Source organism: Pandoraea sputorum (assembly GCF_000814845.2).
GTDB lineage: Bacteria > Pseudomonadota > Gammaproteobacteria > Burkholderiales > Burkholderiaceae > Pandoraea > Pandoraea sputorum.
The window spans coordinates 3,020,767-3,036,649 of record NZ_CP010431.2 but is presented as its reverse complement, the minus strand read 5'-3'; the positions used below and the strand labels follow the sequence as shown (position 1 = coordinate 3,036,649).

11 protein-coding genes are annotated in these 15,883 nt (G+C 63.3%); 3 read left to right on the top strand and 8 right to left on the bottom strand.

Going from position 1 to position 15,883, the window contains the following annotated elements:
* Nucleotides 1–23 precede the first annotated feature (23 nt).
* From NA29_RS13335 to dapC, 8 genes are all read right to left on the bottom strand, one after another.
* The gene (locus NA29_RS13335; protein ID WP_039398770.1) at nt 24–725 is read right to left on the bottom strand and encodes a hypothetical protein; all 702 of its coding nucleotides are present in this window, start codon (nt 723–725) and stop codon (nt 24–26) included.
* A 76-nt stretch (nt 726–801) separates the two neighbouring features.
* A complete protein-coding gene (locus NA29_RS13330; protein ID WP_039398768.1) occupies nt 802–2,742 on the bottom strand; it encodes an ATP-binding cassette domain-containing protein in 1,941 nt (646 codons plus the stop codon).
* Nucleotides 2,743–2,945: 203 nt separating this feature from the next.
* Complete coding sequence (cls, locus tag NA29_RS13325; RefSeq protein WP_039398766.1) at nt 2,946–4,373, bottom strand: cardiolipin synthase; 1,428 nt, start codon at nt 4,371–4,373, stop codon at nt 2,946–2,948.
* Nucleotides 4,374–4,518: 145 nt separating this feature from the next.
* Nucleotides 4,519–5,415 carry a 50S ribosomal protein L3 N(5)-glutamine methyltransferase gene (prmB, locus tag NA29_RS13320; protein ID WP_039398764.1) on the bottom strand — a complete coding sequence of 299 codons (897 nt, stop codon included), beginning with the start codon at nt 5,413–5,415 and terminating at the stop codon, nt 4,519–4,521.
* Nucleotides 5,416–5,442: 27 nt separating this feature from the next.
* The gene (gene dapE / locus NA29_RS13315) at nt 5,443–6,594 is read right to left on the bottom strand and encodes a succinyl-diaminopimelate desuccinylase (RefSeq protein ID WP_039398762.1); all 1,152 of its coding nucleotides are present in this window, start codon (nt 6,592–6,594) and stop codon (nt 5,443–5,445) included.
* A 4-nt stretch (nt 6,595–6,598) separates the two neighbouring features.
* Nucleotides 6,599–6,946: an ArsC family reductase gene (locus NA29_RS13310; RefSeq protein ID WP_039398760.1), complete on the bottom strand. Its 348-nt coding sequence runs from the start codon at nt 6,944–6,946 to the stop codon at nt 6,599–6,601.
* 143 nt (nt 6,947–7,089) lie between these two features.
* Nucleotides 7,090–7,917: a 2,3,4,5-tetrahydropyridine-2,6-dicarboxylate N-succinyltransferase gene (gene dapD, locus NA29_RS13305; protein WP_039398758.1), complete on the bottom strand. Its 828-nt coding sequence runs from the start codon at nt 7,915–7,917 to the stop codon at nt 7,090–7,092.
* Between the two features lie 24 nt (nt 7,918–7,941).
* Nucleotides 7,942–9,144 carry a succinyldiaminopimelate transaminase gene (gene dapC, locus NA29_RS13300; protein WP_039398756.1) on the bottom strand — a complete coding sequence of 401 codons (1,203 nt, stop codon included), beginning with the start codon at nt 9,142–9,144 and terminating at the stop codon, nt 7,942–7,944.
* A gap of 362 nt (nt 9,145–9,506) precedes the next feature.
* On the opposite strand from dapC, the gene NA29_RS13295 reads away from it, so the two are divergent.
* The 3 genes from NA29_RS13295 to NA29_RS13285 all read left to right on the top strand — a co-directional run bounded on the left by NA29_RS13295 (nt 9,507) and on the right by NA29_RS13285 (nt 15,720).
* On the top strand, nt 9,507–10,502 hold the full coding sequence (locus tag NA29_RS13295) for a DMT family transporter (protein ID WP_084103728.1): 996 nt from the start codon (nt 9,507–9,509) through the stop codon (nt 10,500–10,502).
* Between the two features lie 166 nt (nt 10,503–10,668).
* Nucleotides 10,669–14,184: a chromosome segregation protein SMC gene (smc, locus tag NA29_RS13290; protein WP_039398754.1), complete on the top strand. Its 3,516-nt coding sequence runs from the start codon at nt 10,669–10,671 to the stop codon at nt 14,182–14,184.
* 39 nt (nt 14,185–14,223) lie between these two features.
* On the top strand, nt 14,224–15,720 hold the full coding sequence (locus tag NA29_RS13285) for a cell division protein ZipA C-terminal FtsZ-binding domain-containing protein (protein ID WP_039398752.1): 1,497 nt from the start codon (nt 14,224–14,226) through the stop codon (nt 15,718–15,720).
* Nucleotides 15,721–15,883: the final 163 nt, after the last annotated feature.

The window sequence follows — 15,883 nt, the reverse complement described above, 5'->3', positions numbered from 1 at the left end:
CGACGTGAGCGGCCCGGCGGGCATCAACTGTCGCCGAGTGCCGCGCTGGCGGAGGCAAGCGCCTCCGTCTGTGCCTTCAGAGCGGGTTCGAACTCGCTCACCCACTTCAGGCGCATCAAATCGAGTTGGATCAGTTCGACGAGTTGCTCGGCTTGTGCATTGGACGTCATCCCCTCGCGCTGCAGCGATTGATAGGTCACGTTGCGCGCTTGAGCGCCAGCATTGGTGCCAGCGCTCAGCCACGTCTCGTTGTGCAGTAACTGCGCGCCGACGGCACGCATGCGCGCAATCAACGTCTTCTCGACGGGGGCGTTTTGCCCGATCAGTTCAGCCAGCGAAGCGAAGGCGGTGCGCAAGGTGTCTGCCTCTCGATTTCTGACGGTCGCCATGGTTTTCAAATGCGCGACCATCGTGCGGAAGATCGCCTGATGTTCCACTAGCCGTGGCGCTGCGTCCATATCGTTGGCGGCTTGCGGCGCTTGCATGGGGCCTTCCGCATAAAGGCGACGCCACTCGTCGAGCAGGTCATTCATCGAGACGTGCGACAGGAAGTGCATTTCTCCGGCAATTTCACCCAATGCGGCCGAGCTGGTGGGCTTACCGACCGACTGCGGCTTCGACGCGCTCAGTGCCGCCTGAGCGAGCCCAAGCGCTGTGCGGTCCGTTTGAGTAAGTGTCTTAAGCACTGTCTCAGTCGTCGTCATGGATGCGATCAGCGCATCCATGCGTGCATCAATCGTTGATGTCGACATCGTGTTCGAATCGGTTTCAGATCGGTAGAAGGTATCGCCACGACACCTGTCAGACGATCTGCTCCATGGCTTCCTGCGCTTCGAGCCATTCGGCTTCGACGTTGGCGAGCCTGGCGGTCACATCGGCCTGCTGCCTGAGGCTATCGGTCAGGAGCGATTTCTTCGCGTCTTCGTATGTGGCACTGTCCGCGAGGATGGCATCGAGCCGGGCCTTCTCGTCCGACAGTTGGCTCATCGATGCTTCCAGTTTTTCGATCTTGCGCTGGAGCGGCTTGCGCAGTTGCGACAGACGCTGGCGTTCTTGCGCCTCGGCACGCTTCTGATCGCGGCGATTGACGCCATCGTCGCCACTCGCGCTATCGCCGGCGCCTGCGCTGGCTTCGCGTGCGGCTGCGCGCTGATCGGCCGCGTGCTGCAGCAGCCAGTCGCGGTAATCGTCGAGATCACCGTCGAACGGCTTCACTTCGCCGCCGGCGACGAGAAGGAACTGATCGGTCGTTGCGCGCAGCAGATGCCGGTCGTGCGAGACGAGAATCAGCGTGCCGTCGAACTGTGCGAGCGCCATCGTCAGCGCGTGGCGCGTTTCCAGATCCAGGTGATTGGTCGGCTCGTCCAGCAGCAGAAGGTTCGGCTTTTGCCAGATGATCAGTGCGAGCGCGAGACGCGCCTTTTCACCGCCGGAGAAGGGCGCGATGGACGACGTCGCCATATCGCCCCGGAAGTTGAATCCGCCGAGGAAGTCGCGCAATTCCTGCTCGCGCGTGTCGGGCGCGAGACGCTGCAGGTGCTGCAACGGCGAATCGTCGTGACGCAAGGTTTCGACCTGATGTTGCGCGAAGTAGCCGATCTGTAATCCCTTGCCGGTCTTCACGTCTCCGGCAAGTGCTTCAAGCGTGCCGGCCAATGTCTTGATCAGTGTCGATTTCCCTTGCCCGTTCGCGCCGAGCAGGCCGATGCGTTGCTCGTTCTGCACCGACATCGTCACATGGGGCAAGATCACCTTTTCGCCGCCATCATCGAGGTGATAGCCGCAGCGAACGCCTTCGAGCACGAGCATCGGATTCGGTGCGCTATCGGCCGGTCGGAATTCGAACGTGAACGGCGACGCGACGTGTGCGGGCGCGATGCGCTCCATCTTTTCGAGCGCCTTCATGCGGCTCTGCGCCTGACGCGCCTTGGTCGCCTTGGCTTTGAAGCGCGTGATGAACGATTCGAGGTGAGCAATCGTCTTCTGCTGCTTATCAAAGGCGTTTTGTTGCAGCGCCAGTTGCTGGCCGCGCGTGATTTCGAATTGGCTGTAGTTGCCGCCGTAGCGCTTGATCTGTTGGTTCTCGAGATGCAGGGTGACGTTACAGACCTCGTCCAGAAATTCGCGATCGTGGGAAATCACGATCAGCGTGCCTGCGTAGCGCTTGAGCCAGTCTTCGAGCCAGACAATCGCGTCCAGATCCAGGTGGTTGGTCGGTTCGTCGAGCAGCAGCAGATCGGACGGGCACATCAGCGCCTGCGCCAGATTCAGACGCATGCGCCAGCCGCCGGAGAAGCTGGCAACCGGCAACTGCGTTTGCGCGAGCGTGAAGCCGAGGCCGAGGAGCAGGGCCTCGCCGCGTGCGGGGGCGGTGTACCCGTCGGCGTCGGCGAAGGCAGCGTGGGCTTCACCTTGGGCGTGTCCGTCGTGGGCGGCTTCGGCGGCGGCGAGCTTCGCTTCGATTTCCCGCAAACGAGTGTCGCCATCGAGCACGTAGTCGAGCGCTGTGCGATCGACGGCAGGCGTCTCCTGCATGACGTGCGCGACGCGCCAACTGCTGGGCACGAAGGCGTCGCCGCTATCGGCGTGTAACTGGCCGCGCAGCAGCGCGAAGAGCGTGGATTTGCCTGCGCCGTTCGCGCCGACGAGGCCGACGCGCTCGCCCGGGTTCAGCGTGACGGAGGTGTCTTCGAAGAGCGACTTGGTGCCGCGGGCGAGGCTGAGGTGTTCGAATCGGATCACAGCGAAAGGGGAATTGGGGGCAGACGAAAAACGTAATGGAACGAGGCCAGCGCACGCGCACGGCGAAAGTGCACATTTTACAGTGCCGCGCGTCGGGTGCTACGGCTTGCGTCGATCCTTGCTCAGTTTTGCGCGCGGGGGGGCGCCGACCTTGGGCTTCGACCATTGATGATGGGGGGTAGGGGGGGCAGGCCCCCGGCCGCCTAGAGAATCGGTGCAAACAACCTTGCGACGCGCATCACGATCTGACGCCATTTCGGCATCTTCCGGAAGTCGTCTTTGTTCAGCAGCCCGGCGTGTTCGAAGTCGTGCGTGAGCATGAAAGCGACGTCATCGGCGAAACCGCGGTCCACCGTGAGTAGCATGAGTTCGAAGTTCAGGCGGAACGACCGGTTGTCGAGGTTTGCGCTGCCGACCGCCGCCGCGTTGTCGTCGATCAGCACGACCTTCTGATGGATGAAGCCGTGGTGATAGCGATAGACGTTGATGCCACTACGCGCCGCCTCGTAGGCATACGATGTCGTCGCCTCGAACACCACATAATGGTCCGCCCGGTCCGGAATCAGTATGCGCACGTCGACACCGCGCAGCACCGCCAGGCGCAGCGCGGCGAATACGGCTTCGTCAGGGACGAAGTAGGGCGTGGTGAGCCAAATACGCTTTTGTGCAGCATTGATCGCCGTCACGAAGAAGAGCGAGGACGTCTCAAGACGATCCGCCGGGCCGCTCGGCACCACCTGACAGTGCATGTCTTCACCGGAGGCGACAGGTTGACGGTTGAGCTCCGGCACCATTCCGGTAGACCAGTGCCAGTCCTCGGCAAAGGCGCGCTGAATACCCACCACTGCCGGTCCACGCACGGAAATGTGCGTGTCACGCCACGGTGCGAGCGGCGGCTTCTCGCCGAGATATTCCACCCCGACGTTGTGCCCCCCAATGAACGCTTCGTTGCCGTCGATCACCACGATCTTGCGGTGATTGCGGAAATTCAACTGAAAGCGATTGACGAAGATGCCGCGCTTTTTGGCGGCGAACTCGTGCACCTGCACGCCACCTTCGCGCAGCTTCTGACAATAACTGCGCGGCAGGTCGTGGCTGCCGATGCTGTCGTACAGGAGATAGACCTTCACACCCGTTGCGGCGCGCGCCAACAAGCGAGCGGACAGGGCGCGCCCGAGCGCGTCGTCCTTGATGATGAAGAACTGCACAATGACGTAATCGCGTGCGCGGTCGATTGCGGCGAAGATGGCGTCGAACGTGGCTCGTCCGTTGACGAGCAACCTGACGCGATTACCTGCCACGAACGACATTCCTGTCATGGCTGTGAGCGCTGCAAACTCCGGGTGCGCTTCCATTGCGACAGGTGGCTCGCCGCTCCACTGCGTCTCGCCCATTCGGGATTGCAGTACTTCATTGCGCGCACGACGTGCTTCCACGTAGCCGATGAACTTCGAGCGTCCGAGGAACAGATAGGGGACGAGCGTGAGATAGGGCATCGTCACGAGCGAGACGGCCCAGGCGACGGCGCCCTGAGAGGTGCGCACCGTCAGAACGGCATGGATCGCGGCGGCGATCCCCAGTGCGTGGAGACAGGCGACGGCAAAGCCGACGTCGAGCCAGTTGAGCACCATGACGGTTCAGATACCTCCATGCCGTGAGTCGCGCCGACTCGGGACCCTGAGTGTAACCGGGGTGCGTGGACTTAGGCGAGGGCTCGCGGCACCGACGACAATATCGACATCGGGGGGGCACGAGCCCTTGAGGCAAAACGTATTGTTACGGCAGATCGGCAGCTTGCACCAGGAAGACCATGTCGTCGCCGGCGCTGGTGGCCAGCCATGTGATCGGCAACTCGGGGAACGCCGCTTCGACAAAGTGACGCTCGTTACCGATTTCCACGACCAGCACGCCGTCGTCCGTCAGGCGTTCGCGGGCTCCTGCGATGATCCGTCGCACGATGTCCATGCCGTCGTCACCACCGGCGAGCGCAAGGCGTGGCTCGTGGCGATACTCCGCGGGAAGCACCTGCATGGAGCCTTCGTTGACGTAAGGCGGGTTGGTGATGATGACTTCGTAGCGCTTGCCCTCCGGCAGCGGCGCGTACAGGTCGCCCAGATGCAACGCGACGCGGTCGTCGAGACCATAGTCGGCCACGTTGATCTTTGCCACGTCCAGCGCATCGTGCGAAATATCGACGGCGTCGATCTGCGCAGCCGGGAACGTCTCGGCAGCGAGGATCGCAAGGCATCCGGAGCCGGTGCACAGTTCGAGCACGTCGGCGACGTCGTCCGGATGATTCACCCACGGCTGCAATGCGTCTTCCAACAATTCGCCGATGAACGAGCGCGGCACGATAACCCGTTCGTCTACATAGAACCGATGGCCGTGCATCCACGCTTCGTTCGTGATGTACGACGCGGGAACGCGCTCGCCCGCGCGACGGTTGATGACCGACAGTGCGCGCTCGATTTCGTCCGGCAGCAAGCGGGCGTCGAGGAACGGATCGAGCGTGTCGATGGGCAGGTGCAGCGTGTGCAGCAGCAGGTACGCCGCTTCGTCGTACGCCGTAGCGGTGCCGTGCCCGAAAGCCAGCTCGGCCTCGGTGAAGCGCGAGACCGCGTAGCGCAGCAGATCGCGCAACGTCTGGAATGGGTGGGTCTTCTGAGTCGTCATGATGGATTCGCCTCGTGTGCCTGTGTCTTATGCCACCAGACGCTTCAACACGCCGCGATAGACGTTCTTCAGCGGTTCGATGTCCGCGACCGCGATGTGCTCGTCGATCTTGTGGATACTGGCATTGCACGGGCCGAATTCGATGACCTGCGGGCAGATGCGTGCGATGAAGCGCCCGTCGGACGTGCCACCCGTGGTCGACAGTTCCGTCTCGAGGCCGGTCTCTTCACGGATGGCGCTCGACAGCGCGTCCGACAGATCGCCACGCGGCGTGAGGAACGGCTGGCCGCTGATCGACCAGTCGAGCGTGTAGGTCAGGCCGTGGCGGTCGAGCAACTCGTGTACGCGCTGCTGAAGGCCATCGGACGTGCTGGCGGTCGAGAAGCGGAAGTTGAACATCACCGTCAGTTCGCCCGGAATGACGTTGGTCGCACCGGTGCCTGCGTGAATGTTCGAGATTTGCCACGTCGTGGGCGGGAAGTATTCGTTGCCGTTGTCCCATACGGTCTGCGTCAACTCGGCGAGCGCCGGGGCAAACAAATGTGTGGGGTTCTTGGCGAGATGCGGATAGGCGATGTGGCCTTGCACGCCTTTGACGATGAGCTTGCCGGACATCGAGCCGCGACGGCCGTTCTTCACCATGTCGCCTAGGCGCTGGCTGGACGTCGGTTCACCGACCACGCAGTAATCCAGGCGCTCGCCACGTGCCGTCAGGGCTTCGACTACTTTCACCGTGCCGTCGGTGGCGGGGCCTTCCTCGTCGCTCGTGAGCAGGAAGCCGATCGCGCCAGCGTGATCCGGGTGCTGCGCGACGAATTCCTCCGAGGCGACGACGAACGCGGCCAGCGAAGTCTTCATATCGGCAGCGCCGCGACCGTAAAGCATGCCGTCGCGATGCGTGGGCGCAAACGGATCGGAATGCCACTGCTCGACCGGGCCGGTCGGCACAACGTCGGTGTGGCCCGCAAAGACGAGCAGCTTGCCGTCGGTACCGCGTGTGCCGCGTTTGACCGCCCACAGGTTGGTCACGCCGTTCGAGGCGATGGTTTCGCAGGCAAAGCCGATGGCCGAGAGGCGGCGCGCCAGAATGGCCTGGCAGTCTCGGTCTTCGGGCGTCACCGAATGGCGGGCGATCAGTTGCTCGGTAAGCGCCAGCGTGGCGCCTTGGGAGGAAGTCATGAAATCAGAATCGTGAGGCGTAACTGTCGGGCGTGAAGCCCACGGAAACCTTGCCGTCGGCCATCAGCACGGGGCGCTTGATGAGCGAGGGATTTTCGATCATCAGGGTGCGAGCGACGGACTCGTCGGCGGCGGCCGCCTGTTGCTCCGGCGTGAGCTTTCGCCACGTCGTGCCCTTGCGGTTGAGTAGCGTGGACAGCGGCACTTGTTTGAGCCACGTGCCCAGCAGTGCGTCGTTCACGCCCGCCTTCTTGAAGTCGTGGAAGTCGTACGCCACGCCGTGCTCGTCGAGCCACGTGCGCGCCTTCTTCACGGTATCGCAGTTGGGAATGCCGTACAGCACAGCGGTCATTGCCGGTACTCCTGAGATGGCGATTGCAAAACAATAGGCACAACAACGTCGATGCGATCATCGACGTGAACTTCATCGCGCAAAGGTCAAAGCCAGCGCCGCAGCACCCGCTGCGACGTTGGCTCCTTGGCGCTTGCGTGGAATTATTCGCCGCGCAGCAGGTCGTTGATGGCCGTCTTGGCGCGGGTTTGCGCGTCGACCTTCTTGACGATCACGGCGCAATACAGGCTGTACTTGCCGTCCTTCGAGGGCAGGTTGCCCGGCACGACGACCGAACCGGCCGGCACGCGGCCGTAATGGACTTCACCCGTTTCGCGGTCGTAGATCTTGGTCGACTGACCCAGATACACGCCCATCGAGATCACCGAGTTCTCTTCGACGATCACGCCTTCCACGACTTCCGAGCGGGCACCGATGAAGCAGTTATCTTCGATGATGACCGGATTGGCTTGCAGCGGCTCGAGCACGCCGCCGATGCCGACACCGCCCGACAGGTGAACGTTCTTGCCGATCTGGGCGCACGAACCGACGGTGGCCCACGTGTCGACCATCGTGCCTTCGTCGACGTATGCGCCGATGTTGGTGTACGACGGCATCAGCACCACATTCTTGCCGATGAACGAACCACGGCGAGCCACGGCGGGCGGCACGACGCGGAAGCCGCCACGGGCGAAGTCTTCTGCGGTGTAGTTGGCGAACTTGCTCGGCACCTTGTCGTAGAACTGGCTGAAGCCGCCGGCGGGCATCACGGCGTTATCTTCCAGACGGAACGACAACAGCACGGCCTTCTTGATCCACTGGTTGACGATCCATTGACCGTCTTGCTTCTGGGCGACGCGCAGCGCGCCCTTGTCCAGTTCGGCGATGACGTGGGAGACGGCTTCGCGCACGTCGGCGGGCGCGGCCTTGGCCGAAATCTCGGCACGGTTTTCCCAGGCTTGATCGATGATGGTTTGCAGTTGTTGCGACATGGCGAGAATCAGTTGCAGTTGGAATTAAAGGGATTGGCAGAACTGCACGATGCGCTGGGCGCCTTCGGTGCATTCGTCCACATCGGCCACGAGGGCGATACGGACATAGTTCTCTGCCGGATTGGCGCCGTGCGCCGCGCGTCCCAGATAGGATCCGGGCAAGACGGCCACATTGTATTGCGCCAGCAACTGGCGCGTGAATTCCGTGTCCGACAGGCCGGTTTTCGTGTCGACCTTGGCCCACAGATAGAAACCGGCGTCGGGAAGCCGCACGTCGAGCACTTCGGCGAGCATCGGCGTAACCGTCTGGAATTTCTTCAGGTACTTGCTGCGGTTCAGGCGCACGTGCGCCTCGTCGTTCCAGGCGGCGATGCTCGCGGCCTGCACGGCTGGGCTCATGGCGCAGCCATGGTAGGTGCGGTACAGCAGGAATTTCTTGAGGATTGCAGCGTCGCCCGCCACGAAGCCCGAGCGCATGCCTGGCACGTTCGAGCGCTTCGAGAGGCTCGAAAAGACCACCAGCCGCTCAAAGCTCCGGCCCAGTTGATGGGCGGCAGCCAAACCGCCCAGCGGCGCGCGTTCTTCGTCGAAGTAAATCTCGGAGTAACACTCGTCGGATGCGATCACGAAGCCGTATTCGTCCGACAATTCGAACAAACGCTTCCAGTCGGCCAGACTCAGCACAGCCCCGGTCGGGTTGCCCGGCGAGCAAAGGTAGACGAGCTGAACGTCGCGCCAGACGTCGGCTGGCACGGCGTCGTAGTCGGGGGCGAAGTTGCGCGCCGGATCGCTGTCGGCGTAATAGGGCGTAGCGCCCGCGAGCAACGTCGCGCCTTCGTAGATCTGATAGAACGGGTTCGGGCAAAGCACGCGCGCGCCTGATTTGCTGCCGTCGACAACGGCCTGAGCGAACGAGAAGAGCGCTTCGCGCGAGCCCGTGACCGGCAGCACTTCGGTGGCCGGGTTCACATTGGGCAGCGCGTAACGGCGTTCCAGCCACTGGGCGATGGCCGCGCGCAGCGGCTCGCCGCCGGCCGTGGCCGGATAGTTCGAGAGACCGCCCAGCCCTTCGATCAGGGCTTCCTTGATGAACTGCGGCGTCGGATGCTTGGGCTCACCGATGCCGAAACTGATGGCCTTGTAGGTATTGGCGGGCGTGACGTCCGCCACCAGTGCCTTCAGGCGTTCAAAGGGATAGGGCTGGAGCTTGTCGAGTAATGGGTTCACTTGGATTCAAACAGACTCAGGGCTAGGGTTCGCAACGCCAGTCGAGGCGTTGTCGAGCGGATTCGGGCCACCCGGGAACGCACAGGGCGGCTGGGCGAGGCGGAAGGCGCACCGGCGCGCTGCGCGACACCGTACCTTTCCTGCCTCAGATTCGGCGGATCGCAGGCCGGGCATAGGCTGGCGCTTATCCGCTTCATCACGCCAAGGGGTTCCCGGACGCGTTCAAGAATGGCAAGATCGGCAAAGCGAAAATTATACCGTTACGGCGCCCACAAAGCGCGACCAGCGCGTAATTCAGCATATTCCGAGGCGCCAATGGGGCAAGTCTGCGGAGTATCTCAGGTTTTTCAGGAGTTAAGCGTATGACCGTAGCCGGCAACGGCGCGGGCGGCCCGGAATCCGCATCCGGCGCCTCCAGCACTACCTTTGGCACCCGGGCAGCGCCCGCCCTGGCCATTCTTATCGGATCGTCCGTCTGGGGGCTGGCCTGGTTCCCGTACCGCATTCTGGCTCAGTGGGGCGTTGCAGCGGTGCCCGCCCAGATCTGCACGGCCACCGTGGCCATCCTGCTGCTCTCGCTCGTCTACCGACGCTCGCTCGGCACGCTGCGCTGGTCGTGGCTGCTTGTCGGCGTGGCGTTCGCCGGGGGCACGACCAACGTCGCCTTCGTCTGGGGCACTACGCACGGCCACGTCATGCGCGTGTTGCTGCTTTTCTATCTGACCCCGGTCTGGACGGCGTTGTTTGCCCACTGGTTGCTCGGCGAACGGGTCGGCCTGCGTGGTGTGGGACTCATAGCGCTGGCGCTGGGCGGGGCGGGCCTGATGCTCTGGTCGCCCGAACTGGGTTGGCCTGTTCCGAACAATCCGGGCGAATGGGCCGGTGCTATTGCCGGGGCGGCATTTGCGCTTAATAACGTGTTGTTGCGGCGAGTCAGCCAGGCGTTGCCCGGCGTGCCGGCCGAAATGCGCAGTTGGACGCTCTATTTGGGCTGCGTCGTGGGCGGTTTGCTGGTCTTGCCGTTCGACGGCGGGGTGCAGGCCGGACAGGCGGCGGTCTCGGCGCTCACGTCTGGTGCTGCGACGGCTGCAGTTGCGCTGGCGCTGGGTTGCACCATCGCCGTGACCAACGTCATCGTGCAATTCGGTCTGGCGCGGGTGCCGGCCAATCAGGCGGCGCTCATCATGCTCTTCGAAATCGTGGTGGCGGCGATATCGTCCTGGTGGCTGGCCAGCGAAGGCCTGGGGGTGCGGGAAATCGCCGGTGGGCTGTGCATCGTGGCGGCGGGCGTGCTGTCCGGAATATTGCCCGATTCACGACGTTGTAAATCCGCGACGGCGGGGGATGCGATGGTATGATGCGTACCGTCGTTGTAACGTCGTAAGCACGCCTAAAGCGGCAAAAATGCGGCAAGACAGCAGCAAGAAAAGTGGCCCGTGCACGCCAGCGTGCGCAGGCCCGACAGGACCAGCTAGCGCGTCTGCGTCTTTCCTATCATTCAATGACCGATAAAGCGAACCTGCCGTGCGTCTGACTTCCATCAAACTCGCTGGCTTCAAATCTTTCGTCGACCCGACGAACTTCGCGGTGCCCGGCCAACTGGTCGGGATCGTCGGCCCGAACGGGTGCGGCAAATCCAACATCATCGATGCCGTGCGCTGGGTGCTCGGCGAGTCGCGCGCTTCCGAGCTGCGCGGCGAATCGATGCAGGACGTGATTTTCAACGGATCGACTGCCCGCAAGCAGGCGAGCCGCGCGAGCGTCGAACTGGTGTTCGACAACAGCGCCGGGCGCGCCGCCGGGCAGTGGAGCCAGTACGCCGAAATCGCCGTCAAGCGCGTGCTCACGCGCGATGGCACCTCCAGCTATTACATCAATAACCTGCCGGCACGCCGCCGCGATATTCAGGACATCTTCCTCGGCACGGGCCTTGGGCCGCGCGCCTACGCCATCATCGGCCAGGGGATGATTTCGCGAATCATCGAGGCGAAGCCGGAAGAGCTGCGCGTGTTCCTCGAAGAAGCCGCGGGCGTCTCCAAGTACAAGGAACGCCGCCGCGAGACCGAGAACCGTTTGCAGGACACGCGCGAAAACCTGACGCGCGTAGAAGACATTCTTCGCGAACTCGGAACCAACCTCGAAAAGCTTGAATCGCAGGCGGTCGTCGCCAATCGATTCAAGGACTTGCAGCGCGACGGCGAAGAAAAGCAGCAGTTGCTCTGGCTGCTTCGCAAGAACGAAGCGCAGAACGAGCAAGAGCGCCAGCAGCGTGCCATCGAGTCGGCGCAGGTCGATCTGGAAGCGCAGATGTCACGTCTGCGCGGCTCCGAGTCCGATCTCGAAACGCTGCGTGCCGCGCACTACACGGCCACCGACGCCGTACAGGCCGCGCAAAGCGCCATGTACGAAGCGAACTCGGAAGTCAGCCGTCTGGAAGCCGAGATTCGTTACGTGGTCGAGTCGCGCAATCGCGTGCAGGCCCAGTTGGCGGCGCTGACCTCGCAGCGCGAGCAGTGGCAGGCCCGTTCGGCGCAGTCGGAAGAAGAGCTCGCACTCGCCGAAGAAGAGCTCATCATCGCCGAGGAACGCGCGGCGACTGCGCAGGACCAGGCCGCCGATCAGAACGAGGCGCTGCCCGCGCTCGAATCCGGCTGGCGCGACGCACAGAACCTGCTCAACGAGCAACGCAGTGAGATCGCGCAGGTCGAGCAGAGCCTGAAACTTGAAGCCGCGCATCAGCGCAATGCCGATCAGGCGTTGCAGCAGTTGCAGCAGCGTCAGGAGCGTTTGCAGGGCGAGGCGCGCGGGCTCGACAAGCCCGACGAAGCCGAGCTTGAGATGCAACGCGGCGACCTCGCCGAACATCAGGCGATGCTCGAAGATGCGCAGGCCGAACTGGCCGATGCCGAAGAGCGTCTGCCGCGACTCGAGGCCGAGCGTGCTGAAGCGCAGGCGCGCGTGCAGTCGGAAGCGGCGACGATCGCTCAGCTTGAGGCACGTCTGACCGCGCTCAAGCAACTCCAGGAAAGTGTCCAGACGGAGGGCAAGGTGCAGCCGTGGCTCGACAAGCACGAGCTGGCGCAATTGCCGCGTCTGTGGAAGAAGCTGCATATCGAGCCGGGCTGGGAGCCGGCGCTCGAATCGGTGCTGCGCGAACGTCTCGCTGCGCTAGAAATCAGCAATCTCGATTGGGTGAAGGCCTTCGCGAGCGATGCGCCGCCGGCCAAGCTGGCGTTCTATTCGCCGCCGCCGGCCGCACGTCCGATGGAAGCCCCGGCGTCGCTGCGTCCGCTGTTGTCGTTGCTGCGCATCGACGATCCGGGCCTGCGCGCCGTGCTGCAGGAATGGCTCGGTCACGTGTTCGTTGCCGACGATCTCGCGCAGGCGATGGTTGCCCGCGCACAGTTGCCCGAAGGCGCATCGATTGTCGTCAAGGCAGGCCATCAGGTTACGCGTGTCGGCGTCCAGCTTTATGCGGCGGACTCCGAGCAGGCCGGTTTGCTCGCCCGTCAGCAGGAAATCGAGAATCTGGGCAAGCAGCTGCGTGCGCAGGCATTACTTTCCGACGAAGCCAAATCGGCTGCCGTGCGTGCCGAGGCGGCATACAGTCAGGCAGCGCAGTCGCTGAGCGAGGTGCGCGGACGTGCCGAGCGCGCCACGCAACGCGTGCACGCATTGCAGATGGACGTGCTCAAGCTCACGCAGGCTTACGAGCGTTACAACGCCCGCAGTACGCAGATCGACGAAGAACTGCGTGAAATCGCCGCGCAGATCGAAGAGCAACTGGCGATGCGCGCCGAGTCGGAGGCAAACTTCGAGCAAAGCGACGCGCGTCTGGCCGAATTGCAAGCCACGTTCGAAGACGGTCAGCTCGAATTCGAATCCCTCGACAGCCAGTTGTCCGATGCGCGTAATCGCGCCCGTGAACTGGAACGTCTGGCGCAGGAAGCGTCGTACGGCCAGAAGGGTATCTCCAGCAAGATCGACGAGCATCGACGTAGCATTCAGACGGCACTCGAACAGGCTGAGCGTCTCGTCGTCTCGATCGAGCAGGCGCAGGCAGAACTCGCGCTGATCACCGAGCAGACGGCCGAAAACGGTTTGCAGGACGCACTCGAACTGCGCGCCGAGAAGGAAGAGATTCTGGGTGCAGCTCGCATCGAACTCGACGCGCTGACGCAAAAGCTGCGTCAAAGCGACGAAGAGCGACTGGCCGCAGAGCGTGGTTTGCAGCCCCTGCGCGATCGCATCACGGAATTGCAGTTAAAGGAGCAGGCTGCGCGCCTGAATCGCGAGCAGTTTGTTGAGCAGTTGACGACGGCCGAAGTGGACGAAGAGGCGCTCTCCGCAAAGCTGACGGCGGATATGAAGCCGTCGTATCTGCAAGGCGAAGTCACACGCATCAACAACGCAATCAACGCGCTCGGACCGGTCAACATGGCCGCGCTCGAAGAGTTGGAGACGGCGCGCGAGCGCAAGGTCTTCCTCGATGCGCAATCGGCCGACCTGAACGACGCCATCGAGACCCTAGAAGGCGCCATCCGCAAGATCGACGAAGAGACGCGTGTGCTGCTGCAAGGCACGTTCGACGAAGTGAACAAGCATTTCGGCGAACTGTTCCCGATGCTGTTCGGTGGCGGCCAGGCGAAACTCATCATGACTGGCGACGAAATTCTCGACGCCGGTGTGCAGGTCATGGCGCAACCGCCGGGCAAGAAGAACTCCACGATCCATCTGCTGTCAGGAGGAGAGAAGGCGCTCACGGCCATTGCGCTGGTGTTCGGGATGTTCCAGCTCAATCCTGCGCCGTTCTGTTTGCTTGACGAGGTGGACGCGCCGCTCGACGACGCCAACACCGAGCGCTACGCCAAGATGGTGGCGCGCATGTCGGACCGTACCCAATTCGTATTTATTTCGCATAACAAAATCGCGATGGAAATGGCCAATCAGCTCATCGGCGTCACCATGCAGGAACAAGGGGTGTCGCGGATCGTGGCGGTGGACATGGAGTCTGCGATCAATCTGGCCGAGATCGCCTGACCCCGCGCCTACGATGGAGAAGAGAGAGGAACGCCGCGCATGAATGAACTGCAGCTGAGCTTGATTGCCGCAGGGGTAGTGGTACTGCTGGGAGTGGTGGCCTATAACGCCTGGCAAGGCAGCAAGGCACGCGCGCGCATACCGCGTCGCATGCCGGTCGACGGTGCGGGTATCGACGCGACCGCCGGTACGCCCGATGCCGACGACGACCGCCCGTTCATCGAACCGACGCTGTCGCCGCCGCGCGTGCCCGCACAGTCGGGCGAGCGTCGCGAGCCGACGCTTGGACCGGCCGCCGCCGGAACGTCGGTGCAAGATGCTTTCGCTATCAACGAAGATGCCTGGGATGCCCCGCCGGCAGCGCGCAAGCGTGCCGCGCAGGAAGCAGCGGCGCGGGCTGCGGAAGGCAGCGAGTCGGACGTGGTTGCCGACACGGCGCCCGTCCAGCCGCATGACGCGGAAGCGGCGCAACGCCGCGATGCACAGGACGCAGCGGCAGCCAGCGCAGTCGCACGCGTCGACGCCGAACTGGCCGCCGACGATACGGTAGACGCTGCCACGGCGGGCGCTGCCGCTAGCGCCGCAGCGGCACCCGATGCCGAAGCGCAGGCAGCGCACGTCGATACGGCACCCACATCCACCGATGTGGCGGTGCCTGCACCGGCAGCGCCAGAAGCACCGGTAGCGGCTGCACGTCCGGCAGTACCGAGCGGTCCGCCGCCGATCATCGACGAACGCATCGACTGCATCGTCGAGTTGCCGCTGGCGAACATGGTGGCTGCCGAACGGCTGATGCCGCTGACGGTGCGCATGCGTCGCGCGGGCAGCAAGCCCGTGAACGTGGAAGGGCGTGTCGACGAAGCGTCCGCATGGGAGCCGATTCGCACGGGTGGCCGATATCACCAACTGCGCATGGCCGTGCAACTGGCCAATCGCGCGGGCGCCCTCAACGAAGTCGAGTTCTCCGAGTTCTCGAATCTCGTGCAGACGCTGGCGGATGCCGTCGATGCTTTGCCGGAATTGCCCGACATGATGGAAACGGTCGCCCGTGGCCGTGAACTCGACAGCTTTGCCGCGCAATGCGACGCTCAGCTGTCGGTGAACGTGCTGTCGGACGGCGCACCGTGGTCGGCCAATTACGTGCAGGCTGTCGCCACGCAGGATGGATTGCTGCTCTCGCGCGATGGCATGCGTTTCGTCAAACTCGATTCGCGTCAGAACCCGGTGTTCATGCTGCAATTCGGTGACACCAACTTCTTGCGCGACGACCTGACGTACAAGGGCGGCGACCTGATCACCATGCTGCTCGACGTGCCGGTGGCCGACGAAGACCTCCTGCCGTTCCGTCTGATGTGCGATTACGCGCGTTCGATCGGACAGCGTATCGGTGGCCGCGTGGTGGACGATCAACGCCGTCCACTCTCGGATGCTGCGCTGCAAAACGTCGACAAGCAGTTGCTCAAGCTGTACGAACGCCTTGAAGCGCGCGGTCTGCCGGCGGGTTCGCCCGTCACGCGCCGTCTGTTCAGCCAGTAAGTTCAGCGCGATTTGCTGCGTTCGGGCAGGGCGAGCTTCACTCGGCCTGCCACCGCGTTCGATGCACGCCGTTCACCGTCGGGTGAGCGGCGTTTTTGTTCCGATTGATTGCACCTATCGACGACGCGCACTGGCGTACGTCGAAGGCATAATGTTCTGACTT

Coding starts and splice junctions, on each gene's coding strand:
- NA29_RS13335 (WP_039398770.1), bottom strand. CDS start 725: ATGGATGCGCTGATCGCATCCATGACGACGACTGAGACAGTGCTTAAG.
- cls (WP_039398766.1), bottom strand. CDS start 4,373: ATGGTGCTCAACTGGCTCGACGTCGGCTTTGCCGTCGCCTGTCTCCAC.
- prmB (WP_039398764.1), bottom strand. CDS start 5,415: ATGACGACTCAGAAGACCCACCCATTCCAGACGTTGCGCGATCTGCTG.
- dapE (WP_039398762.1), bottom strand. CDS start 6,594: ATGACTTCCTCCCAAGGCGCCACGCTGGCGCTTACCGAGCAACTGATC.
- NA29_RS13310 (WP_039398760.1), bottom strand. CDS start 6,946: ATGACCGCTGTGCTGTACGGCATTCCCAACTGCGATACCGTGAAGAAG.
- dapD (WP_039398758.1), bottom strand. CDS start 7,917: ATGTCGCAACAACTGCAAACCATCATCGATCAAGCCTGGGAAAACCGT.
- NA29_RS13295 (WP_084103728.1), top strand. CDS start 9,507: ATGACCGTAGCCGGCAACGGCGCGGGCGGCCCGGAATCCGCATCCGGC.
- NA29_RS13285 (WP_039398752.1), top strand. CDS start 14,224: ATGAATGAACTGCAGCTGAGCTTGATTGCCGCAGGGGTAGTGGTACTG.